General features: G+C 62.1%; 25 protein-coding genes. 6 read left to right on the forward strand and 19 right to left on the reverse strand.

What is annotated here, in order from left to right; translation table 11 throughout:
• Positions 1-22: 22 nt before the first annotated feature.
• From AC5RWU_RS09635 to AC5RWU_RS09660, 6 genes are all read right to left on the reverse strand, one after another.
• Entirely contained in the window at positions 23-1,204 is a 1,182-nt protein-coding gene (locus tag AC5RWU_RS09635; protein ID WP_494029631.1) for a CaiB/BaiF CoA transferase family protein, read from the reverse strand.
• A complete protein-coding gene (locus AC5RWU_RS09640) occupies positions 1,197-2,759 on the reverse strand; it encodes an AMP-binding protein (RefSeq protein ID WP_494036969.1) in 1,563 nt (520 codons plus the stop codon). The genes AC5RWU_RS09635 and AC5RWU_RS09640 overlap by 8 nt, the downstream gene beginning before the upstream one ends.
• Positions 2,741-4,225, reverse strand: coding sequence for an aldehyde dehydrogenase family protein (locus tag AC5RWU_RS09645; protein WP_494029629.1), 1,485 nt, complete (start codon positions 4,223-4,225; stop codon positions 2,741-2,743). Before AC5RWU_RS09645 ends, AC5RWU_RS09640 begins: the two co-directional genes overlap by 19 nt.
• A gap of 14 nt (positions 4,226-4,239) precedes the next feature.
• On the reverse strand, positions 4,240-4,539 hold the full coding sequence (locus AC5RWU_RS09650; protein ID WP_494029628.1) for an AtuA-related protein: 300 nt from the start codon (positions 4,537-4,539) through the stop codon (positions 4,240-4,242).
• Complete coding sequence (locus AC5RWU_RS09655; protein ID WP_494029627.1) at positions 4,536-5,861, reverse strand: acyclic terpene utilization AtuA family protein; 1,326 nt, start codon at positions 5,859-5,861, stop codon at positions 4,536-4,538. The genes AC5RWU_RS09650 and AC5RWU_RS09655 overlap by 4 nt, the downstream gene beginning before the upstream one ends.
• A 62-nt stretch (positions 5,862-5,923) precedes the next feature.
• Complete coding sequence (locus AC5RWU_RS09660; RefSeq protein WP_494029626.1) at positions 5,924-7,075, reverse strand: acetyl-CoA C-acyltransferase; 1,152 nt, start codon at positions 7,073-7,075, stop codon at positions 5,924-5,926.
• Positions 7,076-7,353: 278 nt separating this feature from the next.
• Here AC5RWU_RS09660 and AC5RWU_RS09665 point away from each other — a divergent pair, with 278 nt between their 5' ends.
• Genes AC5RWU_RS09665 through AC5RWU_RS09680 form a run of 4 tightly spaced genes read left to right on the forward strand, consistent with a single transcriptional unit; the run spans position 7,354 to position 11,106 of the window.
• On the forward strand, positions 7,354-8,382 hold the full coding sequence (locus AC5RWU_RS09665) for an LLM class flavin-dependent oxidoreductase (protein WP_494029625.1): 1,029 nt from the start codon (positions 7,354-7,356) through the stop codon (positions 8,380-8,382).
• 57 nt (positions 8,383-8,439) lie between these two features.
• Complete coding sequence (locus AC5RWU_RS09670; RefSeq protein WP_494029624.1) at positions 8,440-8,970, forward strand: nuclear transport factor 2 family protein; 531 nt, start codon at positions 8,440-8,442, stop codon at positions 8,968-8,970.
• 21 nt (positions 8,971-8,991) lie between these two features.
• The gene (locus AC5RWU_RS09675; RefSeq protein WP_494029623.1) at positions 8,992-9,390 is read left to right on the forward strand and encodes a hypothetical protein; all 399 of its coding nucleotides are present in this window, start codon (positions 8,992-8,994) and stop codon (positions 9,388-9,390) included.
• 48 nt (positions 9,391-9,438) lie between these two features.
• Positions 9,439-11,106 carry an FAD-binding protein gene (locus tag AC5RWU_RS09680; protein WP_494029622.1) on the forward strand — a complete coding sequence of 556 codons (1,668 nt, stop codon included), beginning with the start codon at positions 9,439-9,441 and terminating at the stop codon, positions 11,104-11,106.
• Between the two features lie 239 nt (positions 11,107-11,345).
• Here the strand turns inward: AC5RWU_RS09680 and AC5RWU_RS09685 are convergent, their stop codons facing one another.
• The 8 genes from AC5RWU_RS09685 to AC5RWU_RS09720 form a co-directional block, all read right to left on the reverse strand.
• On the reverse strand, positions 11,346-12,617 hold the full coding sequence (locus AC5RWU_RS09685; RefSeq protein ID WP_494036970.1) for an MFS transporter: 1,272 nt from the start codon (positions 12,615-12,617) through the stop codon (positions 11,346-11,348).
• 137 nt (positions 12,618-12,754) lie between these two features.
• The gene (locus AC5RWU_RS09690) at positions 12,755-14,134 is read right to left on the reverse strand and encodes an NAD(P)(+) transhydrogenase (Re/Si-specific) subunit beta (RefSeq protein WP_494029620.1); all 1,380 of its coding nucleotides are present in this window, start codon (positions 14,132-14,134) and stop codon (positions 12,755-12,757) included.
• Positions 14,131-14,442 carry an NAD(P) transhydrogenase subunit alpha part 2 gene (locus AC5RWU_RS09695; RefSeq protein WP_494029619.1) on the reverse strand — a complete coding sequence of 104 codons (312 nt, stop codon included), beginning with the start codon at positions 14,440-14,442 and terminating at the stop codon, positions 14,131-14,133. The genes AC5RWU_RS09690 and AC5RWU_RS09695 overlap by 4 nt, the downstream gene beginning before the upstream one ends.
• On the reverse strand, positions 14,439-15,587 hold the full coding sequence (locus AC5RWU_RS09700) for an NAD(P) transhydrogenase subunit alpha (RefSeq protein ID WP_494029618.1): 1,149 nt from the start codon (positions 15,585-15,587) through the stop codon (positions 14,439-14,441). Before AC5RWU_RS09700 ends, AC5RWU_RS09695 begins: the two co-directional genes overlap by 4 nt.
• 173 nt (positions 15,588-15,760) lie before the next feature.
• Positions 15,761-16,534: a crotonase/enoyl-CoA hydratase family protein gene (locus tag AC5RWU_RS09705; RefSeq protein WP_494029617.1), complete on the reverse strand. Its 774-nt coding sequence runs from the start codon at positions 16,532-16,534 to the stop codon at positions 15,761-15,763.
• Entirely contained in the window at positions 16,531-17,199 is a 669-nt protein-coding gene (gene npdG, locus AC5RWU_RS09710; RefSeq protein WP_494029616.1) for an NADPH-dependent F420 reductase, read from the reverse strand. The genes AC5RWU_RS09705 and npdG overlap by 4 nt, the downstream gene beginning before the upstream one ends.
• Before the next feature lie 21 nt (positions 17,200-17,220).
• A complete protein-coding gene (locus AC5RWU_RS09715) occupies positions 17,221-17,979 on the reverse strand; it encodes an SDR family NAD(P)-dependent oxidoreductase (RefSeq protein ID WP_494029615.1) in 759 nt (252 codons plus the stop codon).
• Between the two features lie 20 nt (positions 17,980-17,999).
• Positions 18,000-19,178: a thiolase family protein gene (locus AC5RWU_RS09720; protein WP_494029614.1), complete on the reverse strand. Its 1,179-nt coding sequence runs from the start codon at positions 19,176-19,178 to the stop codon at positions 18,000-18,002.
• A gap of 351 nt (positions 19,179-19,529) precedes the next feature.
• Here AC5RWU_RS09720 and AC5RWU_RS09725 point away from each other — a divergent pair, with 351 nt between their 5' ends.
• Positions 19,530-20,093, forward strand: coding sequence for a nuclear transport factor 2 family protein (locus AC5RWU_RS09725; protein WP_494029613.1), 564 nt, complete (start codon positions 19,530-19,532; stop codon positions 20,091-20,093).
• Positions 20,094-20,166: 73 nt separating this feature from the next.
• On the opposite strand, the gene AC5RWU_RS09730 is transcribed toward AC5RWU_RS09725, so the two are convergent.
• The 5 genes from AC5RWU_RS09730 to AC5RWU_RS09750 all read right to left on the reverse strand — a co-directional run bounded on the left by AC5RWU_RS09730 (position 20,167) and on the right by AC5RWU_RS09750 (position 24,264).
• The gene (locus tag AC5RWU_RS09730) at positions 20,167-20,826 is read right to left on the reverse strand and encodes a nitroreductase (protein ID WP_494036971.1); all 660 of its coding nucleotides are present in this window, start codon (positions 20,824-20,826) and stop codon (positions 20,167-20,169) included.
• Entirely contained in the window at positions 20,823-21,152 is a 330-nt protein-coding gene (locus AC5RWU_RS09735) for a PaaI family thioesterase (protein WP_494029612.1), read from the reverse strand. Before AC5RWU_RS09735 ends, AC5RWU_RS09730 begins: the two co-directional genes overlap by 4 nt.
• Before the next feature lie 108 nt (positions 21,153-21,260).
• Positions 21,261-22,016 (reverse strand): acyl-CoA thioesterase, encoded by a 756-nt coding sequence (locus tag AC5RWU_RS09740; RefSeq protein ID WP_494029611.1) that lies wholly within the window; start codon positions 22,014-22,016, stop codon positions 21,261-21,263.
• A 179-nt stretch (positions 22,017-22,195) separates the two neighbouring features.
• Positions 22,196-22,933 (reverse strand): FadR/GntR family transcriptional regulator, encoded by a 738-nt coding sequence (locus tag AC5RWU_RS09745; RefSeq protein WP_494029610.1) that lies wholly within the window; start codon positions 22,931-22,933, stop codon positions 22,196-22,198.
• 113 nt (positions 22,934-23,046) lie between these two features.
• Positions 23,047-24,264: a CaiB/BaiF CoA transferase family protein gene (locus tag AC5RWU_RS09750; protein WP_494029609.1), complete on the reverse strand. Its 1,218-nt coding sequence runs from the start codon at positions 24,262-24,264 to the stop codon at positions 23,047-23,049.
• A gap of 223 nt (positions 24,265-24,487) precedes the next feature.
• Between AC5RWU_RS09750 and AC5RWU_RS09755 the strand changes: the two genes are divergently transcribed.
• Positions 24,488-25,252, forward strand: a complete 765-nt coding sequence (locus AC5RWU_RS09755) for an SDR family NAD(P)-dependent oxidoreductase (RefSeq protein ID WP_494029608.1) — start codon at positions 24,488-24,490, stop codon at positions 25,250-25,252.
• The last annotated feature ends 63 nt before the right edge of the window (positions 25,253-25,315 follow it).

Here is a 25,315-nt window from a genome sequence, read left to right on the forward strand (position 1 = left end):
CAAGGCTCTGACAGTCCCATGCCTATTCTGGAGAGAAAGCTGCAGCGCCGCTGGCGAAGAGCCGGGCCATTTGTTCCGGTGCGTAGCCCAGCGCGGAGAGTATTTCCCCGGTATGGCTGCCTGCGGTGACGGCCGGACCAGGGACAGGGGTTGAGCTGCGGCTGAATCGCGGGGCAACGGTCGGCTGGACGGCCCGGCTATCAGACCGGCCCGGGATTGGTGCGTACAGACCGCGATCCAGGGCATGAGGATGTGCTATCGCCTCGTCCATGTCCAGGACGGGGGTCACGCAGGTATCCTCCAGAGCAAAAATATCTACCCATTCGTCCCGCGTCCTCGCGGCAAACGCCTCGGTCAGCGCGGTGCGAATTTCTGGCCAGATACTCCTATCCTTGTGGCCTCGCAGCAATCGTTCCTGTCCGCCAAGTCCCAAAAGCCGCAGTGCTGAACGGAAGAATTTCTCTTCGATGGTTCCGATTGCCATCCATTTACCGTCGGCACACGTATATACGTCGTAATAGGGACAGCCGGTATCGAGCAGATTTGCGCCGCGATCGCCTGACCATTTACCTTGGGCCCGTAGTCCATGAATCAGTGCCATCAAGGTGGTCGTGCCATCAAGCACATTGGCATCAATGACCTGGCCCATCCCTGAGGTCGCTCGCTCGACCAGTGCGCAGGCGATCCCGAATGCCAGGGAGGATGCCCCGCCACCGAAGTCTCCGACCAGGTTTAAAGGGGCCAAAGGCGGTTCATCATGCCTGCCAATCGAATGCAGCGCACCCGCCAGGCCAATGTAATTGATGTCATGTCCGGCCACGGAGGACATCGGCCCCGACTGGCCCCAGCCGGTAAGCCTGCCGTAAATGAGTCGTGGATTAACTTCGGCTACCTGCTCGGGGCCGATCCCAAGCCGCTCGGCAACACCTGGCCGGAAGCTTTCGATCATGACATCAGAACGGGTCACCAGCCTCATTAGCACCTCCCGGCCGTCTTCGGATTTGAGGTTGAGCGCGATCGATTTCCGCCCGCGCTCGATGACCGGATTCGGCGTGTAGTCGGCGGAGGCCGCGCCTACCCGATCAACTCTGATGATTTCGGCGCCCATGTCGGCCAGAAGCATCGCGCAAAAGGGACCCGGACCGATCCCGGCCAGTTCCACAACCCTGATGCCCGACAACGGTCCGGGACTTGGATCAGTCATTGACGCTCTCCGCTTCCAGCTGGCTGCGCAGTTCCGCCTTGGCGATCTTCTCCAGTGTCGAGCGGGGAAGGCTCTCCACGATGCGCACTTCGCGCGGCCACTTAAACTTGGGCAGCATCGCCTCGCAGTGCCTGCGGACCTGAGTTTCGTCCATGCTGCTGCCTTGGGCCACCGTAACGAAGGCGACGGGGACTTCACCGAGCATGGAATGGGTCCTTCCGACGACGGCGACCTCCCGGACCTCCTTCATCGCGAGGATGACGCGTTCAATTTCCGGAGCCCCAACATTCTCGCCCCCCACTTTCAGCACGTCCTTGTCGCGCTCGACGAAAGAAATCGAGCCGTCCCCGTTCACGCGAACTCGGTCCCCGGTCAGGAACCAGCCGTCGTCGAACGCACTGGCGGTTACCTCCGGGGCATATAGATATTCGAGGAACAGCGAGACCCCGCGGACGCCCCGGATCCTCAGTTCGCCGGCTTCACCAATGCCTGCAGGCGCCCCGGCCTCGTCGACGACGGCGACTCCGTACTCCGGTGCCGGCCGCCCCATCGTAGAGTCTGCGTCTGGATGGTCGAGATTGCTATAGATGGGATGACTGACAGTTTCGGTCATGCCGAACCAGCCCATCGTTGGTATTCCCAGGGGAGACGCCAAGGCACTGAGCGTTGAGCTGTTCCCCCAACCCCTGAAGTGATGAGCATCCGGCTTCTCGGTATTGGCCAGGGCCCTAAGGCAGAAAGATACGACGGAACTCCAGGTGCACTGGTAGCTGTTGGCAACGTCCCAAAAACGCGAGGCAGAGAACTTCGGTTGCAGGACAATACTGCCGCCCGACCAGAGAGTGGACAGGAAGGAATAGGACAGTCCGTTTGTATGAAACAGCGGTAGGTGAAGGAGGTTCACATCCGATGGCGTCAATCGCTGATGCTCGGCACCTACGCGTCCTGCCCACATGATGTTGGCTTGCGTCCATACCACGGCCTTGGGACGGGCAGTCGTTCCCGATGTGTACTGGATGGATGCCGGTGCCAACGGCGATACCTGGATCCGTTTGTAGCGTTCCGGTACGTCGTAGAGGGCGGCCAGTGAGTCCGCGCCAAACCGTTCCTTGCCCTGGAACGCGCTGACAGCGATCCACCTGAGACCGGGCATGGCTGACGCGACGGTTTCAGCGTTCTGTTCACTGACGATGGCGGCGACCGGGCCACTGTGCGAATCGACGTAGGCGAGCTCGTCATGCGAGCTGGCGGGATTGAGGCAAACGGCCACGGCGCCCACGGAAACCACAGCTGCCCACGACAGGAGGAAGTCCGGACGATTGTCCAGAACGAGCGCGACAAGATCACCCTTTCCAATGCCGCGTGTCTGCAGGCCTGCCGCTAGCGACCGGCAGTCGCGGACGAATTCCGCCCAGGTCCATGAGGCCGGCTGGCCCTCAATGGGAGCCCAATGCAGGAAGGTGTCAGCGGGACGGCGTGCCAGCCACGCGTCGAGCAGCCAGGAAAAATCACGACCCTGGATGACTGTAAGTTCGGTCATGATGCGATACGCCACTGGAAATGCTTCGTCCTGAAGAATTCGGAGAAGCCAGCTTCACCCATTTCCGCACCGACCCCGGACTGCTTGGCCCCAGACCAGGGCACGTCAGGCCGCATGCCGCCGCCCCCATTGATGGCCACCGTCCCGGACTGGATCCGCTGGCCGACAGCCAGGGCCTCCTCAAGGTTGCCCCAGACAAGCGCATTCAGACCGTAGATACTGTTGTTGGCAATCTTGACGGCTTCCTCGACAGTGTTATAGGGCAGTACGACGGCGACCGGGGCGAAGAGCTCCTCCTGAGCGATCTCGGCGTCGGGACTCACGCCGGTGATGACCGTCGGATTCAGGTAGAAACCGCCGTCGGGCGTCGCCTGGGAGCCACCACCGGTGAGTATCCGGCCGCCTTCGGCCAGGCTGCGATCGATATAGCCCTGCACCCGTGCCAGGTGCTCCGCGGAGATCAGTGGGCCCACCTCGGTGGCCGGATCGTGTGGATCACCCACCGGCAGGCTCTCGCGGATGAAGGCCGCGGCGGTGTTCGTGAACTCCTCCATGCGCTCGGCCGGCACCAGGATGCGGGTTGTGGCTCCGCAGCCCTGCCCTGCATTGCGGCAGAACCTCAGGACCGTGGCGCTCACCGCGGTTTCGAAGTCGGCGCTCGGCAGCAGGATCGCGGCGGATTTCCCGCCCAGTTCAAGTACAACCTTCTTATTGGTTTCGGCCGCCTGCCGCATGACCGCGGCGCCTACCTGGTTCGACCCGGTAAAGGTCACCATATCCACATCAGGGTGGCTGGTCAGTGCACTCCCGATGTCCGGGCCGCCGGTAACAAGGTTCAGGACGCCAGCAGGCAGGCCTGCCTGTTCCGCCAGTTTCATGAAGGCGATGGTGCACAAGGTTCCCTTTGGGGAGGGCAGCAGGATCACGGAGCATCCGGCGGCGAGCGCGGGAGCTGCCTTCCACGAGATCATATTGACGGGATAGTTGTAGGGCGTGATTGCTGCCACGACTCCCACCGGTTCCTGGATCAAGATGCTTTCCGAGGCATTGGGCCCTGCCTGGCAGCCCAGATGTTCTGTGTAGCCTCCGCGCGGACCGCGTTCGGCGGCGTCTGCGGCCCAGCGGAAGTTGATCGAGGGCTGGCCGACCTGCAGTGACCTCGCCAGGGCAATGGGGGAACCCACCTCATCGACGATGAGCCGGGACAGCTCTTCGGCGCGTTCCTCGATCAGGCGCGCCAGCTCCCGCAGCACTTCTGCACGGGCATGAGGAGTCTTGCTGCGCCAGACTCCGTCATCGAAACTCCGGCGCGCGGCCGATATCGCTTCCTGGACCTGGGAAGGACTGGACGCCTGCCACTTCGCAATAACCTCGCCGCTTGACGGGGAGATGCTGTCAAATGTTCCGCCCTGGCCGGTTGCCCAGCTTCCGCCCACGTAGGTGGACCTGTCAAAATCACGAAGATCGCGTACTGGAGCCACATTTCCTCACTGGTTTAGACGTCTATGTCGAGCACTAAGGACTGGAAGGATTTTCCGTGCGGATCCGATCGGAGCGTCATCGACACGCCGCCGCCCAGCGCTTCATACAGCACGAAGTTCAGGCCGTGCACATTGGGCAGTTCGTAGCGCACGATGTCCCCCTCCACGAGATCGCCGAATTTGTCGGCCACGGCGGCCACCGTGAGCTTCGCGCGGAGCAGATCGTAGTGCAGCGGGTCGTACACAAAAACGCAGATGTTGCTGACGTTTCCCTTGTCCCCGGACCGGCTGTAGGCGATTTCACGCAGTTTCATGCTGTCAGCACCTCGTAGTTGAGCGGAATATCGTCCCTGGAAACGTAGGCAGGCGTCACGCCGAGGGCGGGCACGATGGAACTTGTCACGCCGCCGCCGCCGGCAGGGCCGAAGTACAGGTACTCGACTTCATAGGCAGCGGCCTCGACGCATTCGCGCGAATCCGAGCGGGCCGCGACGCGCAGCCGGACCTCGGCCGGATAGCCCGCTTTCATCCCGGTCCCGAAAAGAGAGTTCATGCCGGTGAGATCGATTCTCATATCGTCGAGGTCGGGTCCGTAGGCCTCCATCCGGCGGCGGACGATTTCCGCCGCCCGCTGCGCTCTTTCCACGCAGCCCGGACCGCCATAGGAGATTTCCGCCGTCGATTTCCATCCCTGATCGACGCCGACGAGGACCTTCAGGGTCTCGGGCCGCTTCCTTCCCTTCGCGCCGCTGACGCGGACCCGATCGTTGCCGAGGTCTTCCACCGCAATCCTGGTGAAATCCGCAGTCACATCCGGAGTCAGGTATTCCGCAGGATCATGGATTTCATAGTAGAGCTGGGTTTTGATGATTCTTTCGTCCACCGCACCGCCGGTGCCGGGTAGTTTCGTGATGACAAGCGAATCTTCGCTGATCTCGCCGATAGGAAAGCCCAGATCATGCGGATTAGGTATGACCCGGTAGGGTGGGTCCTCAAAGTTGCCGCCAGCTCCGTGGACGCCGCATTCCAGCAGGTGGCCGGCAAGAGTGGCCATGCCCACCCGGTCCCAGTCCGTCAGATCCCACCCCATTTCGTGGCAAATAGGGCCAACAAACAAGGACGGATCGGCTAATCGACCGCCCAGGACAATCTGGGCCTGCTCGCGCAGGCAATCAACGATCGGTTCAGCCCCGATGTATGCATTGGCCGAGACAAGCCGATCCCCCAGGGCCGCAGCCGTGGTGCCCAGTTCCGGTAGCTTCACATCCAGCCGACGAACGACGTCGCGCACGTCGTCTCCTGTAATCACGCCAAGCCGCACGCCTCTCAGACCGTTTTTTCGCAGCTCCCGACTAAAGTCCTCGAAGGCTGCCTGAGGGTTGGCTGCACCAAAGTTGCCGACAATTCGACCACCGCCGGCAAGATATTTGCTGACAGCGGGAACAATTTCCGCAATGCGTTCGTCCTGTCCGGTCCCCGGGTCGGCTCGCCGTCGGACCTGCGCCAGCGCCATCGTCCGTTCAGCAAGGCAGTCGAAGCCCATGTAGGTGACAGCACCGCTGTCCGCCATCGCCCGCACCGGCTCCAGCCGGTCGTTCGCGTATGCAGAACCACCGCCGATTCGCAGATATGTCATCTTGCCTCGCTACCTTGAAGAATGGATATTCCAACCAGGGCCGTCCAGGTAGCCCCCAGGGCTTACCTGATCAGTTCAATGAGTGTTGCGTTGGCCATGCCTCCGCCTTCACACATCGTCTGCAGGCCAAACGAGATGTCTTCCCGGAGCATGTGGTGGACCAGGGAAACCATCAGGCGTGCGCCCGTGGCACCGAGCGGGTGGCCGAGGGAAATGGCGCCGCCCAGGGGATTCAGCTTCCCGGCCGGAACACCGGTTTCGGCCTGCCAGGCCAGCGGAACCGCGGCGAACGCCTCGTTGACCTCGAAGACGCCGATATCATCGAGCCCGATACCCGAGCGTTTGAGCAGCGCGTCCGTGGCCGGGATGGGACCGGTAAGCATCAGGACCGGATCCGATCCCACCACCGACATTGTGTGAACGGCGGCCAGGGGCTTGAGCCCATGCTTCCTGACTGCGCTTTCGGACGCGATCAGCAGCGCCGCCGAGCCGTCTGAAATCTGGCTAGCGTGCGCGGCCGTATGGGTGCCGCCCTCGCGCAGAATTGCCAGGCCGGCAAGTTTCTCCGGCGTCGAATCCGGGCGCGGTCCCTCGTCCTGGTTGGCATCGTTGACCGGGACAATCTCGTCGTCGAACCGTCCCTCGGCTATGCTGCGCAGGGCGCGCTCGTGGCTTTGCAGGGCGAAATCATCCAGCTGATTCCGGGAAAGACCCCACTTCTCGGCGATGAGGTCCGCACCGCGGAACTGGGTGATCTCCTGTTCACCAAAGCGCTCGCTCCAGAACATGCCCTCGCGGGGATGCCCCAGGCCGGCATTGACGCCCACGGTAGTGGGCGAAGCAATAGGCACCCGGCTCATGACCTCCACGCCTCCGGCGATGATGAGGTCCTGTGTGCCGGACATAATGGCTTGGGCCGCGAAGTGGACCGCCTGCTGGGAGGATCCGCACTGACGGTCGAGGGTTGTCGCAGGAACGGAATACGGCAGCCCGGCGGAGAGCACGCTGGTGCGGGCAATATTCGAGGCCTGGGCGCCGATCTGACCGACACACCCCCAGATGACATCGTCAATGGTGGCAGGTTCGACGCCGGTTCGGTCCACTAGTTCCCGGATGACAAGCGCCCCCAGATCGGCCGGATGCACGGCAGCCAGCTGACCGCCGCGGCGACCGACCGGCGAGCGAACCGCACCGACGATAAAAGCCCTGCTCATTCCTGCTCCTCAATCCGTGGACATCCCGGATGCGCCTCAATCGGATGCGGTCCAGGCCGACGGCCCCGGCGCATCTGGTTGCCTCCGGACGCCTGGACTTCCATTCCTGAATCGGACGTCTTACAAGGGGCCTGACACCGCTAAAACCATTATTATCATTCATGTTGATGTGGATCACACCATAGGCCTTCTCGCAGGAAATTGTCCAGAAGCCCTTGCTGGTCAAATCCATGATTATGGTTGATAGGATTCTGGCATCGCTACCTTTGGGGAGATCAATGGATATCGGCGTAATTCTCGGCGACATGTCAACGAAAGTGCCGCCCAAGGCGCACCTTGATGCGCTGCTAAGGCAGGTGGACGCTGCGCAGCGAAACGGGTTCAGTTACATCACTATCGGCCAGCACTTCATCTACGGGGATTTGCGGTGGCTCCAGCCGATTCCTACGCTGGCTCGCATTTCGGCTGAACTGGACCCGCATGTCCGGCTTGCGACGACGATCGTCCAAGTGCCGCTTTACCATCCGATTGTCCTCGCTGAGGAACTGGCAACGCTAGACATTCTGACGCGCGGCCGGCTCGTTGTGGGCGCGGGCGCCGGATATCGGGAAGACGAGTTCATCGCACTGGGGATTCCATACAAGGATCGCTTCAGGATGATGGACGAGAGCCTGTCCGTGATCAAGAAGCTGTGGACGCAGGATGAAGTCGGCCACAATGGTGAATTCTGGAGCTTTGACCCGGTACGCACCCACCTGCGTCCACGGCAGGAGCCGCATCCGCCGATCTGGGTTGGGGCCATGCGGGAGGCTGGAGTGAAGCGTTCTGCACGGCTGGGGGATGGGTGGCCGATCACGCCCGAAACTACGATTCCCCAGATGATTCGGCTTCTAAGCCTGTACGAGGACGAGCGTTCAAGGCTCGGGCGCCCCCAAGTCAAGCATCCGCTGCGACGGGAAATAATCCCGGCCGCAACCACCCAGGCGGCATTCGACCGATTCGAGTCGATGGCCAAGGATCGGCTTCTTGCCTACGCTAATCGCAGGCTTGCAACACGCGATGCCCGAGAGCTTTCGGCACAGTTCCGGCAAGTTGCGGCCCGGGAGACGTTTATCGGCACGCCGGATGAATGTCTCGCCCAAATCCAGGAAGTGGCATCAATCATTCCTGTGGATCCGATTCTTATACGTGCGCAGTGGCCGTCCATGAGCGCCGAAGACGTCGAAGCATACCTCGACGACCTGGGGCGGGACATCATTCCGCGGCTCAAGACTATTCAGTCGGTGGACCGTGTTGTCCGTGCCTAGCGGAGCCGAAACCAGCGGACCTCCTGACGTTTCCGCCTAGTTCGGTAAAGGGAAAAGATGATGATTTCTGTGCAGGACAGGTTTGATCTGCAGGAGCTGATAGCTCGGTATTCGATAGCTCGCGACGACAGGGATATAGAAACACTTATTGGCCTCTTTGCGGAAAATGCAATATTTGAACGTGCGGGACGAACGGTGGAGGGGCGGGAGAGAATCCGTGACTTCTTTCTGGCGTCCATGTCGCGCTATGACCTGACCACCCACACCACACATTCTCAGATCCTCGAACCAATTTCAGAAACTGTCGTGAGAGGTACCGTGACCGGACATGCCGAGCTGGTATTGGAGGGAAAGCTGGTCGTGGCCTCCTACCGCTATGCCGATGAATACAGAAGGACGCAGCAGGGCTGGCGCCTGGGCCGACGCTCACTGAGTTTCCTTTATGCCATGCCGATAGAGGAACTGAGTACGGGATTCAAGGATCGGTACCGCATCCAGTGGCCAAATCAAGCCCCGGCACTTGCTGACTATCCGGAATCGCTGCCCACCTGGGACACCGCGGTGGACAGCATCATGGACAACAACTAATTAGCCCGGAGGTTCAGACACATGAAGAACATTATGGTCGTCCTAAGCAATGCCAAGCCCGAGGTTGAAAAGGAATTCAACGACTGGTACAGCGGCGTGCATATCGTCGAAGTGGTGGGGAAGCTGGACGGATTCGAAACCGCACAGCGTTTCGAGTTGGCTCCGGGGCAGGTTGAGGACGGGGCGGACTTCAAATACCTCGCAATCTATCAGCTCCATGACGACAAGCTTGAGGAGGCCCAGGCTGCGATCAAGGGGCAGCGGGCAGAGAGGGCCGAGGCACTTGCGGCGGGGCGCGACCCCATGATTTCGTCCAGGACAGAGTTGTTTGACGGCGCTCATCGCAGCTGGTTCTTCACTGCTATTTCGCAGGAAGTGACGAAATTGTCAGCACAATCCGAGAATGTTTTCACGGAATAAATGATCACAACGAAAATCTAACTGCTTAAAGAAACAGGGAGTTGGCGCGTGGATAGTAAATTTTCTGATGTTGCATACGATGTTGTTGTTCTGGGCAGCGGAGCGTCCGGGCTTTGTGCAGCACTGGCTGCGGCCGACGGGGGCGCAAAGGTTGGGCTCTACGAGAAGGCTCCACTTATCGGCGGTACTACGTGCCTGTCCAGTGCGGTGGCCTGGCTGCCGGATAACCGCTACGGCCGTGATCGCGGCGTGCAGGATTCGCGCAGCGATGCGCTGTCTTATCTTGAGTCCCTTTCGCACGGCATGATCCTCCCCGAGCTGGCGGAGGCGTTTGTCGATACGATTCCAGAGCTGCTGGATTGGCTGGATACAACCCCCCTGAAGCTGTCATTGGTTGATGGGTTCCCGGACTACCATCCCGAGCGGCCAGGCGGAAAGCCAGGCGGAGGAAGGTCGCTTGAACCGCGGCTGTTCTCTCTGGAGGGGCTGGGTGAATGGGCGGACCGCCTCGTAGGTACACCGCGTCGGATGGTCGTGGGAGAGACCCCGATTGGCGGGGGCACTGGCTTCCTGTCACCGGAAGTGGCGGAGGAGCGGGAGGCGCGGCAGGTCGAGGGACTGGGGCGTGCCATGGTCGCTGCGTTGCTGCAGGGCTGCCTCGAGAAGGGCGTCGACGTCCACGTCAATGAGCGGGCGGTTGGCCTCCAGTTTGAGGGGGAGACGGTCAGCGCAGTGAGTTTTGACGGTCCGCAGGGCACTCATGACGTGAAGGCGCGTCAGGGTGTCATCCTGGCGACCGGAGGTTTTGAGTGGGATAAGGCGCTCGCCCGTGATTTCCTGCGGGGACCACTTCGCCACCCTGCGAGCGTGCCGACGAATACGGGCGACGGGCTTCGGATGGCCATGCGCGCCGGTGCCAGCTTGGGAAACATGAGGGAGGCGTGGTGGGTGCCGGTCTGTACCCTCCCGGGCGAAAACCCGGACGGGTCCAAGCCGGTGTACCTGGTCCAGCGCGAGCGAACGGTTCCCCATTCGATCATGATCAATCGCGAGGGCAAGCGGTTCACCAACGAGGCGACGAACTACAACGCAATGGGCGGGGCTCTGCATGAGCTCGATCCCACCTCGTTTGACTATCGGAACATCCCCTGCTGGGTGGTCTTCGATGCCAATATGGTGGAACGCTTCGGCGGCTTTGGATGCCCTCCCGGAGGCCAGATGCCTGACTGGGTCACCCGGGCGGACACCCTCGACGGTCTCGCGGAGCAGCTATCCGTCCCGGCCGAGGCACTGCAGGCCACCGTGGAGCGGTGGAACGAGCATGCCCAGCAAGGTGTTGACCCGGACTTCCGCCGCGGTGAAAGCGCATTCGATGGCTTCGTGGGCAACCAGGATGACTATCCGGGCCCGGACTCTACGTTTGGGCCACTGAACCGCGGCCCTTTCTATGCCGTGGAGCTCCACAGCAGCACGCTCGGCACCAAGGGCGGTCCCCGGACAACCGGAAAGTCTGAAGTTCTGAACGTCGACGGCGAGGTCATTCCGGGCCTCTTCGCCGCTGGGAACGTCATGGCAGGCCCCACCGGCATGGTGTACGGCGGCGCCGGCGGAACACTGGGTCCCGCCCTCGTCTTCGGCTATCTGGCCGGACGTACGGCGGCGCGGCGGGGAACTGCGGAAGCGGGCGAACTCGTGGCCGACGCAGCCGCGGTCTGAGACTGACCCAAGTTTGGATAAGCAGTGGGACTGGCCGAGCACAATCGACCAGTCCCACTGCCATAAGCCCGTCAGGTGGACGAGAATTGGCGGGTACTGCGGGAGGGAAATGCCGCAGTTAGTGGCCGCAATGCCATCTGGCTCTGACCGCACTGCGCGAGGCTGCATATCTGGCCGCGAAAGCACATGGTCGGCGCTGCAGCTGCTCCGAACCGATTGCGACCGGCTGCTGACCTCGCTCAACCGTCCTTGGCAGCGAGTTCTATGAGTTCCTCTTCCACCGTCTGAGGGTTCCGAAGCATCATCCCTGCCAGCACAATCCCTATGGAAGTAACGATGAGGAAACAGATCGGCACGGTCCACCCACCGGTCAGGTCGCGGAGTATTCCGACGACGAGGGGACCTGCAACGGCGACCAGGGAGCCCTGTCCCTGGACGAAACCGCTCAGGGCGGCCGTCATGGCCGGGGTCTGTGTCCTCGAGTTGATCAGCGCGAGCATGACTGGAAACAGGCCTGTTCCGAGTGCCGCTGTGACGACCCACAGGGGCGTCAGGACATTCGGTACCAGCAACAGGCCCAAGTAGCCGGCAACGAACGCTGCCGCGCCGACGTGGGCGAGCATGCCGCCGTTCCGCAGGCGAACCGCGATCGCAGGTGCGATGAGTGAGAGAGGGAACGCGGTGATAGCGTAGATGGACAAGAGCACGCCGGCTTCAATGCTTGACGTTCCGGCATGGCCGGTCAGCAATTCTGGCAGCCAGGCAAGCATCGCATAGCCATTGAGTGAGGCGAGACCGTGCATTAGCAGAAGGCCCCAGGCCAGGCGGGACCGCCACAACCCGATGCCTCCGTGTGAGGCAGACTGAGAGGCTGGGATCGAATCTTCGTGGCTTTCCGGTAGCTTGCGTCTTGCCCGGACGAGGAGAACCACCCACGGCGGAGCGGCAAGCAGGGCAACGACGCCCCACAGTGCGAGGGCGGTCCGCCAGCCCGTTGCGTCTGTGATCAGTGCTGAGACGGCGCCCGGAATCGCTGTGCTTGCCGAAAACAACATGGCGTAGATGGTTGTTAGCAGGGCGATGCGATCAGGAAAGTAGCGTTTCACCACAGGAGGAAGGAGTACATTCCCAAGGCCCATTCCCAGCATCGCGAGGATGCTGCCCACAAGCAGCTGGGAAAAATCATTGGCCAGCGAGCGGGCGATATGCCCGGCCAGCATCGCGAGGCAGGCAAGTACAAGGCTGGCCTCCAGTCCGACACGGCGGGCAAAGGACGGCCCTATCAATCCGCCGGTTGCCAGCATTAAAGGGGGCAGCATGCCGATGACGCCGAGAGCAAGGTCGTTCAGCGGCACGTCTGCGCTGATCTGGTCGAAAATCGGAGACATGGCGGTGACTGCCGACCGCAGGCTCAGAGCCACGAGGACAATGCCCAACAAGGCGAGCGTACGGCCCGCCCAGAGAGAACGCGAGCCGGGGCTATCGCTGTGGGAAACTTTGCCATCAATCACGTTTATCTCCTGAGCTAGGACGATCCAGGTCCAAAGGCCGGCACAGGAATCAATAGCCAATACGGCGCAGCGAAAAGGGCCTGTCCCCGGTGCATGGCAGGGACAGGCCACTATTCTTTCGCAGTCCACCCGCGGTGCTAGAGCGCCTTCACCGCGTTCAGCAGCTTGCCCATGGAATCCTTCGCATCCCCAAACAAGAGCGTTGTCTTGGGGTCGAAGAGCAGCTCGTTCTCGATCCCTGCGAAGCCTGGCCGCATCGAGCGCTTCATGAAAATGATCTGTTTCGCCTCGTCCGCCTGGAGGATGGGCATCCCGTAGATCGGCGCCCCCGGCGTCGACTTGGCCGCGGGGTTGACCACATCGTTGGCGCCGACCACCAGGACCACGTCGCTGTGCTTGAAGTCGGAGTTGATTTCGTCCATTTCAATCAACTGTTCGTAGGGGACCTGGGCCTCGGCCAGCAGGACATTCATATGCCCCGGCATACGGCCAGCCACAGGATGGATGGCGTAATCCACATTCACGCCACGTTCGACCAGGACCTCCACGAGTTCGCGCAGCGTGTGCTGGGCCTGAGCCACTGCCAGGCCGTAGCCGGGCACGATAATGACTCGGCCTGCGTAACCCAGCGTGATGGCAATGTCCTCGGGCCCGGCGGAACGAACGGGGCGGTCGCTGGCCTCTCCCGCTCCCAGCGTGGAGCCACCCTTGAGCGCTCCGAAAAGTATGTTCACTACTGAGCGGCCCATGCCGCGCGCCATCATGACGGTCAGCAGTGTTCCCGATGCGCCCACGAGGGTGCCGGCGATGAGCAGCAGGACATTGTCCAGCACGTACCCTCCGGCAGCCACCGTGAGCCCGGTGAACGCATTGAGCAATGAGATCACGATGGGTACATCAGCGCCGCCGACCGGCAGCACCAGCAGCACACCGACCAGGAGTCCGAGCGCGGCCAGTACCACGCCCAGCCCCAGGCGGGGGCCGGCCGCAACGAAGGCACCCAGGACAATGGCCGCCAGCATCGCTGCGATGAATAGTGCCGGAAGCCCGGGGAATACCACCGGCCGGGTTGTCATCAGGCCCTGGAGCTTGGCGAAGGTGATGACGGAGCCGGCGAAGCTGACCGATCCGACGAAGATCGTGAACACCGCTGCCGCAGTAACCGCGACGGAGGCATCGGAGGCCGCCGCCAGTTCGTTGAGTTCGAGGGTGGCAACGATGGCCGCGGCGCCGCCGCCCACTCCGTTGAAAATGGCCACGAGCTGGGGCATCTGTGTCATCTGCACGCGCTGTGCGCCAACGATCCCGATCACTGTTCCAATGGCGACGGCTACCAGGATCGGCACGATGTTATTGAGTGGACGTTCGAAAAATACCAGTGCGGTTGCCAGGACGGCTGCTGCGGCGCCCAGCAGGTTTCCGCGGCGTGCGGTCTTCGGCGAGGACAGGCCCTTGAGGGCAAGGATGAAGCAAACGGCGGCGACCAGATAGCCGGCCTGGACCCATACCGGAATCACGCGGCATCACCCTTCTTGACTGCGGCCTTTCGCGGGGCCGTGAACATCTTGAGCATGCGGTCGGTGACCACGAAGCCGCCCACCAGGTTGACTGCGGCGAGAACTATGGCGATCAGGCCGACGATGATGACCGGCGTCTCGTGCGCCATTCCGGTAATCAGGATGGCGCCGATCAGGATAATGCCGTGAATGGCATTGGCGCCGGACATCAGCGGTGTGTGGAGGGTCGAGGATACTTTCGATACCACCTCGATGCCGACGAAAATGCTGAGAATCAGGATTGTCAGCCAGACAATTGCCTCGTTCACGGAGCCGTCCTTTCAGAATTCAACGACTCCTCGATGAGGGTCTTGGTAGGTTGGTGCAGGATTTCGCCGTCGTAGGTGACGCAGGCACCGGCGATGATCTCGTCCTCGAAATCCGCGGCGAAGGAGCCGTCCTCGTTGGTGAGCAGGCCGATGAGGTTGACAATGTTCTGGGCAAGGAGCCTGCTGGCTGGGCCGGGCATCTGGCCCGGCACGTTCCGGCCGCCCCAGACCTGGGCGCCGCCGATGCGGACGATTTCACCCGGCCGGGATCCTTCGACGTTGCCGCCGGTTTCGGCGGCCAGATCGACGACGACGGAGCCTGGTTTCATGTGCTCCACCATCTCCGCCGTTACCAGACGTGGGGCCTGGCGTCCCGGGACGGCAGCGGTGGTGATCAGGATGTCCGCCGCGGCGATGTAGGGAGTCAGCTGATCACGCTGTTGCTGTGCGCGGTTTTCCGTCATCTCGCGGGCGTAGCCTCCGCTGCCCTCCAGCGTCTCCAGGTCCAGCTCGATGGCTTTCGCACCCACGGACCGGATCTCCTCGGCCGCTGCGGCCCGTACGTCATAGGCCTTGACGACTGCCCCGAGACGTTTGCAGGTGGCTATCGCCTGGAGTCCTGCCACTCCCGCCCCGAGAACAACTACCTCGGCTGGCTGGATGGTGCCGGCCGCCGTCATGTTCAGGGGGAGGAACCGCTGCAGGAGCCCTGCGGCCACCACCGCCGACCGGTAGCCCGAGACAAGGGACTGTGAGGACAGCGCGTCCATCGACTGGGCCCGCGAAATGCGCGGAACGAGTTCCAATGCGAACGCCGCGATGCCTGAATCGGCCAGCTGGCGCACGAGATCAAGTGACTGGGCCGTGGGCAGGAACGAAAAAGTCGCGGTACCCCGGCGCAGCTGGGCTACTACCGCAGGGTCCGGCGGCTGGACGGCAACAAGAAGATCGGCACTGCCGAGTCTTTCCGCGTCAACCGCGGCGCCGGCGTCCAGGTATTCAAGATCGCTGAAATCCGCGGCTTCTCCGGCACCCGGTTCAACGACAACTGAATGTCCGGCAGCAACCAGCTTGGCAACTGCTTCAGGGACAAGTGCCACCCGGGTCTCAAACTCGGATCTCTCCCGAATAACGCTGATTTGCACGATTATCTCCTTTAGGCCGCGTCTTGGACACCCTCAAGGCGCTAGGGCGGCCGTAGCGCGGCATGGCAGCTTTGATGAGGGGAAACTCCCGATCGATCAACGGTTGTCTAGACCATCGGTTGGTAAGGCGGTCCTGCCCTGGGACCGCCTTACCCGGAATGCAACGGCTTTTCCTAACTTCCCGTCCAGACCGGTGCCCGCTTCTCCACGAACGCCCGGGCGCCTTCTGAGGCGTCATTGGACTTGCGGATCGGGTCGACGTATTCGTGTTGGCGGGCGAATTTCTCCTCCACAGGCCAGTCAACGGATTCGACCATAATCCGCTTTGAAGTGGCCAGTGCCAACGGCGCATTCCTGGCGATCTCTTCTGCCAGCTCAAGGGCTGTGTCAAGTGCTGCCCCCGGCTCGGTCACCCGGTTCACCAGATGCAGCTCACCGGCCTCGGCGGCCGGCAACATCCGGCCAGTGAGCACCAATTCCATGGCGTAGTGGTACGGCAGGCGGTGCTGCAGGCGCAGCAGGCCGCCGGCATTCGCCGTCAGTCCGCGCTTGACTTCCGGCAGCCCGAAGGTTGCGTTGCTTGCGGCGACGATCAGGTCGCAGGCCAGGGCGATTTCGAATCCTCCGCCGAGGGCATAGCCTTCGACCGCGGCGATGAGCGGCTTGCGCGGCGGCCGTTGGACGAGCCCGGCGAAACCGCGGTCCGGGACGATGGGAATCTCGCCCCGGGCGAATCCCTTCAGATCCATGCCAGCGCAGAAGGTACCGCCCGCGCCAGTAATGACGCCAAGGCTGAGGTCCTTGCGGCTGTCGAGGGTCTCAAAAGCCTCGGCGAGTTCCTCGGAGAGTTGCAGCGACATGGCATTTTTCGCCTGCGGACGGTTTAGCGTGAGAACGAGTACCCGGCCGCGTTCCTCGATGATCAGGGGTTGTTCTTCGCGGCTCATGCATGCTCCCCGACGCCGGTGATGGCCAGGCCCGAGCGGGTCTTGTAGTTCTTGTTGATGTTGATCAGCACGGCGGTGAGCGGCTCCAACTGACGGGCCAGCCTCAGAGCGCCAGCGTCGATGCCCCGTTTGCCGGTGACGGCCGCCGCGAGTTCCATCACCAGGTTCTTCGCCTGCGGATCATCACCGCAGACCAGGATGTCCTCGTGGCTGAGCGGGCCTTCGGTCTTCCACAGCGACAGCGCCGCGACGTGGTGGAAAGACCCGACAACGGCGGCGTCCGGGACGATCCGCTGGGCTTCCTCGGCGGCACTTTCAGCCAGGGTCAGCCCGTAGGGACCGTTCTGGTCGAATCCGAGCGGGTTGACGCAGCTGATGATGGTCTTTCCCCTCAATTCCGGGGCCAGCGAGGCGACGAGTTCGGCGTGGCCGTCCCAGGGAACGGCCAGCAGCACGATGTCAGAAGTGGCGGCCGCGACAGCGTTCTCCGCCCCGCTGATGGTTGCGGGTCCGCCGATCCTGGCAGCAATTTCCTCTGCTTTTTCGGCCGCACGTCCGGAATCACGCGAGCCGATGGTAACGGTGTGCCCGGCCATGGCCAGACGGTAGGCCAGGCCCCGGCCCTGCGGGCCTGTGCCTCCGACAACTGCGATCTTATGCGTCATTTTCTTTTCCGTTCTAGGGCTTTAGCGCGGTGCCATCCGGATGGCACCATCGAGCCTGATGGTTTCACCGTTAAGCATGGGGTTGCTGATGATGTGGTGGGCCAGAGATGCGTACTCCTCCGGAACCCCGAGCCTGCTCGGGTGGGGGATGCTCTGGGCCAAAGACTCACGGACATTTTCCGGCAAGCGGGCCAGGATCGGCGTGTCGAAGAGGCCAGGGGCGATGGTCATGACGCGGATGTGCTTGCTGGCAAGATCGCGGGCCGCCACTAGAGTCATGCCGACGATGCCCGCCTTGGCCGAGGCATACGGGATCTGGCCGATCTGGCCCTCGTACGCGGCAACGGAGGCAGTGAGGACGCAGACGCCGCGTTCTCCGTCGATGTCTTCGTTCTTCGCCATGCGCGCGGCGGCTAGGCGGAGGACATTGAACGTTCCAATGAGGTTGATCCGCACGACGCTTTCATAAGCCTCCAGGGAGCCGGGGTTGCCGTCGCGGTCGACCAGGCGCACCGCCCCGCCGCGGCCGGCGCAATGCACCAGGGCGCGCAGCGGGGCAAGGTTCTCAGCGGCGTCGAGCGCCTCGTTGACGGTATCCGGATCCGTGACGTCGGCCGCTATGAAGGTGGCGCCGAGGTCTGCAGCGACCTGGGAGCCGGGGGAGGAGGGCAGGTCCAGAATCACGACCTTCGCGCCCTCGCTGGTGAGGCGCCGAACTGTAGCTGCACCGAGCCCGGAAGCGCCCCCGGTGACGACGACGGAAGCTCCGTTGATATTCATGGGTTTCTCCTGCTGAGTTGTTAGAGACGTTCAATAATCGTTGCGTTGGCCATGCCGCCTGCTTCGCACATGAGCTGGAGGCCGTAACGCTGCTGGTTGTCTTCGAGGGCATGGAGCATGGTGGTCAGCAGCCGCGTGCCCGAGGCGCCGAGAGGGTGGCCGAGGGCAATGGCGCCGCCGCGCGGGTTGATCTTCTCGAAGTCTGCATTGAAGTGGTTCTGCCAGGCGAGCGGAACCGGGGCAAAGGCCTCATTGATCTCGATATGGTCCATCTGGTCCAGCGTCATGCCCGAGCGGGACAGGATTTTTTCGGTTGCCGGAATGGGGGCGGTAAGCATCAGGAGAGGGTCGTCACCAACCGCGGTCATGGCGTGGACGCGGGCGCGGGGCATAAGGTCCAGCTCACGCGCCTTGCGTTCGCTTACCAGCAGGACGACAGTGGCGGCGTCGGCCAGCTGGGAGGAGTTCCCTGCGGTGACGGACCAGTTGATCTGAGGAAAGCGCTCGCTCAGTTCCGGGGTCTCGAATACGGGGTTCAGCCCGGCGAGGCGTTCGGCACTAGTATCAGGGCGGGGCGTCTCGTCACGGGTGACGAGGGCGCCGTCCGGGGTTTCCACCGGGACGATTTCACGCTCAAAGAACTCTGCCGAGGCGGCGGCGAGCCGGTGGGAACGGGCGGCGTAATCGTCCTGGGCTTCCCGGGTGACGCCGTACTTGGCGGATACCAGTTCTGCGGCGACGCCTTGGGAGACCAGACCCGGAGCATACCGGGCGTTGACCGACGGCCCGAAGGGATCGGCGCCAGCGCGGGCGGAGCCCATGGGCACCCGGCTCATGGATTCGACACCGCCGGCGATGACAATGTCATAAGCGCCGGCAAGAATTCCCTGCGCGGCAAAATGGATAGCCTGTTGCGAGGAACCGCATTTGCGGTCAATGGTGGTGGCTGGAACATGGGCAGGATAGCCCGCGGCCAGCCAGGCCATGCGCCCGGGTGTTGCGGACTGTTCCCCGGTCTGGGACACGCAGCCGACAATCACGTCGTCGACGGCGCCGGGATCTATGCCGGTGCGGTCTACCAAAGCGATCAGCGCCTGGGCCAGCAGGTCAACGGGATGGATGCTGGCAAGCGCTCCACTCTGACGTCCACGGCCGGTAGGTGTACGCAGAACGTCAATAATAAGGGCATCAGTTTTCATGGAAACCTCCTCCCTATTGCTTATCATGATTGTCATCATGGGGCAATAGTCTTTGCCTGATCTGGCGTGGGCGGATAGGGCGAGCTGGGGCCCGTCTGGGCTGATGAAATTCCCGCTGCGGCACCCCTGGTTTCACTTGACCTATTCCTCTAATGATTATAATAGAATAAGCTTAGTCTCAGCCATCTCATCCTGGATGGCCAAATGCTGGGGCCGCTGGCTGTGCCGGCAGGTTGAAGGATGTGTCGCGGCAGCTCCCGGTCGGTGCGACTTTACCCCTGGGCATCCTGCCGAAGTCGGCGGAAAAACCCCTGCCAGCAAATGATCGAGCCAAGAATCAAGGAGTGACCGATGGCAGCAACATTGTCGATTGAGGAACGAATCCGGCGGCTAGAAGACAGGGCAGCAATCCAGGAGTTGGGGATTCTCTATGGGTTCGTCATGGATGAGCGTGACGAAGCAGGGATCCGGCAGATCTTCGCCGCCGACGCTACTCTTCGGTCCCAGGACGGCGTCTTCGGTGCAACGGGCATCGAGGAAATCGTCGAGACCTATCTGGGGCGTTTTGCTGCCCTTGGCCCAACGAACCACTACAGCCATGGGCATGTTGTGCGCTTCAACGATGCCGATCCGGACGTTGCTACCGGCCTATTGGCGTCGCATGCCGAGGTGGCCCGCAACGGTGTCGCTATGCAGGTCGCCCTGAGGTACAAGGACACCTATCGCCGTGTAAACGGCAGATGGCAGTTCGCAGACCGATTGATGTCCTATATGTATTACCTCCCGGTCGCTGAGTACGCTGAAGGACTTGCCGACCGTAACAGTGTGCGTGCATACGGTGATCACCGGCCCGCGGACTGGCCGGAAGCGCTCTACTCGGAGGCAGGAAGCGACTGGCTCAAAGCCTACCTCTGACCGGCACAGGAGAATCCGGACAGCAGGCCTGATCGCTGTTACCGGCAGTAACTGCCGGTAACAGCACCGCTCATTACGGGATGTAATGGACCGCTTCCGACACTTCGGCGCGCATTGTGCGGAAAGAGTTGGCAGGATGCTGCGGATCCTCGAAGCCGAAGGACACCGCGCATACGATCTGACGGTCGTCGGAAAGGTCCAAGAAGGACCTGACGAAATCCGAGTACATGGCGATGGACGCCTGTGCGACAGTTGCTATCCCCAGTGACTGCGCCGCGAGCAGCAGGTTCGCGATGTAGCCGCCGCAGTCAATGGCGCCATAGATGCCCTGGGCGCTGTCTGTGGTGATGATCGCCGTGTGCGGTGCGCCAAAAAAGGAAAAGTTCTTCACGGCCTGTTCGGTCCGGGCGGCATAATCTTCCCGGGCGATGTCAAGGGCGTTGTACAGCGCAAACCCGCTCTCGCGGCGTCGATCCCGATAAACGCCGGTGTAAGCCCTTGGCATCTCGAAGTCCGAACGTGCCGGGGAGTTTGCAGCGTATTCGGTCAGGGCCTTGGCGAATCTGGAGGTTCCTTCGCCGCTGGTCACGTGTACCTGCCAGGGCTGCGTGTTACACCAGGACGCCGTCCTCTGTGCTAGTTCAAAGGCCTTGTTCATGGTCTCGGCCGGTACCTGCTCCGGCAGGAACCCTCGGCAGCTGTGCCGCTGCGACAGCAATTGTTCCAAGCTCAAGGTGCTGCTCCTTCTGCAGTCCTGCTCTGCGCACGGATTCCCGCCGCCACCTGAGCGTATCCGGGCGACCGGACGGTCGCATTCCGCAGCACCCAGGTTCCGGTGGCTGCGGCGCAAAGGTTCCCCTCGGCGTCCGCAATTCGCACGTGGGGGACGCAGCTACGCCGACCCCTTCGAAGCACGTCGGCCTCGACGACCAGTGGGGTCATGAGGGCGGCGGCCATGAAATGAATTGAAAGATCACTCGTTGCGGAGCCGAGGAACTCTGGCCCGCAGGAGGACGCTGCGATGCCGGCGCACAAATCTACTGCTCCTGTAATCAGCACACCGTGCGAGACGCACTCCTGGCCGGGAAGCTCAGCTAAGATCCGACGCTGGCTGGAATCAGGCTTATGGGGGCCCAGTCCTGGAAACAGGGCTGGACCCCCGCGCTGTTAGGAATTGATCCGCATGGCTCCCTGCTGTGCCACGGTACACAGCAGTTCGCCGTTTCGGGAGAACATATCGGCCAATGCCAGCCCGCGGCCGTTCCGCAGGGCGGGCGAATGCTGGTCCACAAGGATCCATTCATCTGTCCGTGCGGGTGCATGAAACCACATCGAATGATCCATTGACAAGCCCGAAGCGCTGCCGGTGCCCCACCACAATCCATGAGGCTTCAACAACGGATCCAGCATGCACATATCACTTGCGTAGACAAGCAACGCCGCGTTCAGGGCCCGGTCGGCTGGATCCTGGCCCGTGGCCTTCACCCATACCGACGATCGGGGCTCGTTTTCCCCGGTTTCCGCCGCCAGCCGGGGTGGGGCCTCTACGTAGCGCAGGTCGAAGGCCGAGTCTTCGTTCCAATGGACGTGGACGTCGTCGTAGCCGGCAAGGCTCCGTCCGACATCCGGGAGCTCCTCGGGCGGACGGGCGGGGGGCATCCGCACCTGATGAACCGGGCTACTGGAGTCCCGGGCGAAGGTGAGTTCGGCGGTCAGCAGCAGACGGCCTTCCTGCCGCACCTGCACCGATCGCCAGCACGTGGACCGACCGTCAGCAAGGGGCAGGACGTCGATGTCCACATCTTGGGTTGCGGCACCCGCTCCGACGAAGTAAGCGTGAAGGCTCCGGACCCAAATGCCGTCCGGTACGTCCGCCGAAGCGGCGGCCAGGGCCTGCGCTACCAACAATCCTCCGTACGGCACACCCCAATGGAAGGCCGGGGGCCGCCGATATATCTGCCGTTACCTTGTGGGCGCGGCCGCAGTAATGAGCACAGCTCCTCGAAGCTTCCGGAGGCCTTCTGCCCGTACCTTTCGGGACTTGTGTCTGTATCGGATTTCATAGTGAATTCCTTCCGGTGACCGGCCTCTGCCTACTGCAGCTAGCGCACCGTCCATGAAATCGGTGTGTCCAGCAGTTCGGGGAATTTTCGTTCCGCGTAGCGGGCATAGGCCGTGATGTGGTCGTGCATGGCCTTTGCGGACGCTTCCGGGTCGCGGGCCGCAATTGCCTCATAGATGCTGGCGTGAGCCTCGTGGACAGCAATCCTGCGATGCTCCGGGTAGTCGATGCCGATCGCGCTTCCGTCGAGCATGCCGAGCAGTGACTCCACGAGATAGCCGAACATTACGTTGCCGGAACCATGGGCAATGATGTCATGGAACCGCTTGTTCATCTCAAGGAACTCCGCTTCGTCACCAATATGCTCGCCCATATGGTCGACGCTGTACTTGAGTCCGGCAAGCTCTGCTGCGTTCATGCGCGTGGCGGCCAGCTGGGCCATCATGGGTTCGAGCCCGGTCCGCGACTCCGCGATAGTGCGGAAGGGGGCATTCTCGAACTGCAGCAGCAGTGTCAGTGCGGTGGCCAGGCCGGTACCGTCCGGCTGCTGGACCACTGGACCGCCGCCCGGGCCCGGCCGCAGCGCGATGACCCCTTGGAGCTCCAGGAAGCGCAGGGACTCCCTCAGCGTACCCCGGCCGATCTCGTATTCCTCCAGCATCACCCGCTCCGGCGGGAGGCGATCGCCGACATTGTTGCCACGGCGCTGGATGTCGGCGACGATGCGCTGGGCCACGAGCATCGCTGTCTTCTGTGGCCGTAATGATGTCTGTGTCACTCGGGTTCCTTCGCTTACCGGTGTCCGCGCTATCGCTGGAGAGCGGCATATCATTAGCATGGTTAGGAAAAACAGACTACCTCTAAACTGGCCGGTCTGTGGACCTGCGGCCGTCAGGTTGCGGAAATCACGCCGTCAGCAGCGAGTTTGTCCAAAGCTTCCTGACCAAGGGCCAGTTCCTTCCCGAGGATGGCTGCAGTGTGTTCACCTACTGCGGGTACGCCTTCGTACACCGGTTCCGCACCACCGGCAACGTGGAGGATCGGCCCCGGCATGAGGGCATTGCCCAGGACCGTTCCGGTCAGTCCCACCAGTGTTCGTTCCAGGAAGTGCGGGTCCTGGACGATGTCACTTGAATCATTGACGGCGGCTGCGACGACTTCGTACTCTTCGAGGGTGTCCAACACCTTGTTTCGAGGCATTGAAGCAACCCAGGCCTTGACGATCTCCTGCAGTTCGGCGTTGTTTGCCATTCGCGCCGAATTGGTGGCATAGCGCTCGTCGGTCTTCAGATCCTGGCGGCCCATTGCGTCGAAAAGCCGCATGGCGATGGTCTGTGCGGAGGCTGCAATGGAAAGCCATCCTCCGTCTTGTGCCTGATAGATTCCCCGCGGCGAAGCCGACCCGGAGGTATTGCCGACGCGGGTCATGATGGTTCCCGTGGAGGTATAGTTCAGCAGAGCATCCCCCAGGATGAACATCAGCGGTTCATACAGGGCTACATCCACTTCTGAACCGACGCCGCTCAGTTCGCGTCGGTACAAAGCCATGGCTGTTCCGAATGCGGCTGAGATGCCGGCGATGGAATCCGCGAATCCAAAGGGGGGCGAGGTCGGCGGAGTGTCCGGCCAGCCGTTCAGGAAGGCGTAGCCGCTCGCGGTCTCTGCGACTGTACCGAAGCCCGGACGACCGCTGTATGGTCCGTTCTGCCCAAAGCCGCTGACCCGGGTCAGGACCAGACGGGGATTCTCCTTGGAAAGGACGTCGTATCCCATTCCCCAGGCCTCGAGGCGCCCAGGCCGGAAGGACTCAATGACGACATCGGCCTTCCGGATGAGGCCGAGGGCGATATCCCTGCCCTGCGGCTTCCTCAGGTCGATGCCCACCGAGCGCTTCCCGGAGTTCAATCGGGCGAAACCTAGGGCCAGTCCATCCTTTTGCGGCTGCCACTGGCGGGCGAAGTCTCCGTTGACTGGGTCTTCAACCTTGACGACTTCGGCGCCGAAGTCCCGAAGCATGCGTCCTGCAGTGGGCGCGGCGTACATCGATCCGAGTTCCACGACGCGTACGCCGTGGAGCAGGCCTGGTGTATCCGTGTTGGGCTGGTTCATCACAGCCTCACCCTCTTTCATTGGACGCTTCGAATTACATGGTAATAGTGATAATAGATTAGCAGAACTTGACTTGTAGTGGCAGGGTTTGAGGGAAACTTCTTTTCCCTGCAGGGCCGCTTCTTGGAATCTATGATTACCATAAATATTATTCAAGACATGGACAGGGGAAAGCCTGGCCGCGTAGCAACCGCATCAGCGGTTGACGACATAAGGGGAGAGCATGTCGACGGAGATTTCTAACTCTTACGATCTTAAGGGCCGCGTGGCACTGGTGACGGGCGGGAGCCGCGGCCTGGGCCGTGCCATGGCGCTAGGACTCGCGCGGGCGGGCGCTGACATTATCGTTGCCAGCCGCAACGGCGATGCATGCGTCGAATTCGCCAAAGAATTGGAGGCGGAAACTGGGCGGCAGGCCATGGGATTCGGGGTGCATGTTGGGCAGTGGGACCAGCTCGAGCCCCTTGTGGATGCTTCCTATGAGCGGTTCGGCAAGGTGGACATTCTGATCAACAATGCTGGCATGTCACCGCTCTACGACTCGGTCGATTCCGTTAGTGAACAGCTCTTCGATAAGGTGATCGATGTCAACCTCAAAGGGCCCTTCCGCCTGGCCGCCCTGGTGGGGACGCGCATGGCTGCGGGTGAGGGCGGGTCCATCATCAACATCTCGAGTGCGGCCGCCGTCCGTCCAAAACCGCATACACTTCCGTATGCGGCGGCAAAGGCGGGGCTCAATGCCCTGACCATCGGCCTGGCCCACACCTTCGGGCCTACGGTGCGCTGCAACGCCATCATGGCCGGCACCTTCTTGACCGACGTGAGCAAGTCCTGGGATGAACAGGCTTTCGCTGAACGTGCACGGTCATTCGCCCTGAATCGGGGCGGCCAGCCGGAGGAAATCGTTGGCACGGCACTGTACTTGGCCAGCGATGCTTCAAGCTACACCACCGGGGCCATCATTTCGGTCGATGGTGGACAGCCCTGACGGAAGCGCCTGCGGTCAAGGGCGCATCTCCTAAATCGTCCGGTGGATCGCTCGGGTACTGGC

The organism is Arthrobacter sp. B0427-1-12, assembly GCF_059092905.1.

Bases quoted from the DNA above. Each gene is read 5' to 3' on its own strand.
- AC5RWU_RS09635 (WP_494029631.1), bottom strand. From the start codon at position 1,204: ATGACTGATCCAAGTCCCGGACCGTTGTCGGGCATCAGGGTTGTGGAA.
- AC5RWU_RS09650 (WP_494029628.1), bottom strand. From the start codon at position 4,539: ATGAAACTGCGTGAAATCGCCTACAGCCGGTCCGGGGACAAGGGAAAC.
- AC5RWU_RS09655 (WP_494029627.1), bottom strand. From the start codon at position 5,861: ATGACATATCTGCGAATCGGCGGTGGTTCTGCATACGCGAACGACCGG.
- AC5RWU_RS09660 (WP_494029626.1), bottom strand. From the start codon at position 7,075: ATGAGCAGGGCTTTTATCGTCGGTGCGGTTCGCTCGCCGGTCGGTCGC.
- AC5RWU_RS09665 (WP_494029625.1), top strand. From the start codon at position 7,354: ATGGATATCGGCGTAATTCTCGGCGACATGTCAACGAAAGTGCCGCCC.
- AC5RWU_RS09670 (WP_494029624.1), top strand. From the start codon at position 8,440: ATGATGATTTCTGTGCAGGACAGGTTTGATCTGCAGGAGCTGATAGCT.
- AC5RWU_RS09675 (WP_494029623.1), top strand. From the start codon at position 8,992: ATGAAGAACATTATGGTCGTCCTAAGCAATGCCAAGCCCGAGGTTGAA.
- AC5RWU_RS09705 (WP_494029617.1), bottom strand. From the start codon at position 16,534: ATGAGCCGCGAAGAACAACCCCTGATCATCGAGGAACGCGGCCGGGTA.
- npdG (WP_494029616.1), bottom strand. From the start codon at position 17,199: ATGACGCATAAGATCGCAGTTGTCGGAGGCACAGGCCCGCAGGGCCGG.
- AC5RWU_RS09715 (WP_494029615.1), bottom strand. From the start codon at position 17,979: ATGAATATCAACGGAGCTTCCGTCGTCGTCACCGGGGGCGCTTCCGGG.
- AC5RWU_RS09720 (WP_494029614.1), bottom strand. From the start codon at position 19,178: ATGAAAACTGATGCCCTTATTATTGACGTTCTGCGTACACCTACCGGC.
- AC5RWU_RS09725 (WP_494029613.1), top strand. From the start codon at position 19,530: ATGGCAGCAACATTGTCGATTGAGGAACGAATCCGGCGGCTAGAAGAC.
- AC5RWU_RS09750 (WP_494029609.1), bottom strand. From the start codon at position 24,264: ATGAACCAGCCCAACACGGATACACCAGGCCTGCTCCACGGCGTACGC.
- AC5RWU_RS09755 (WP_494029608.1), top strand. From the start codon at position 24,488: ATGTCGACGGAGATTTCTAACTCTTACGATCTTAAGGGCCGCGTGGCA.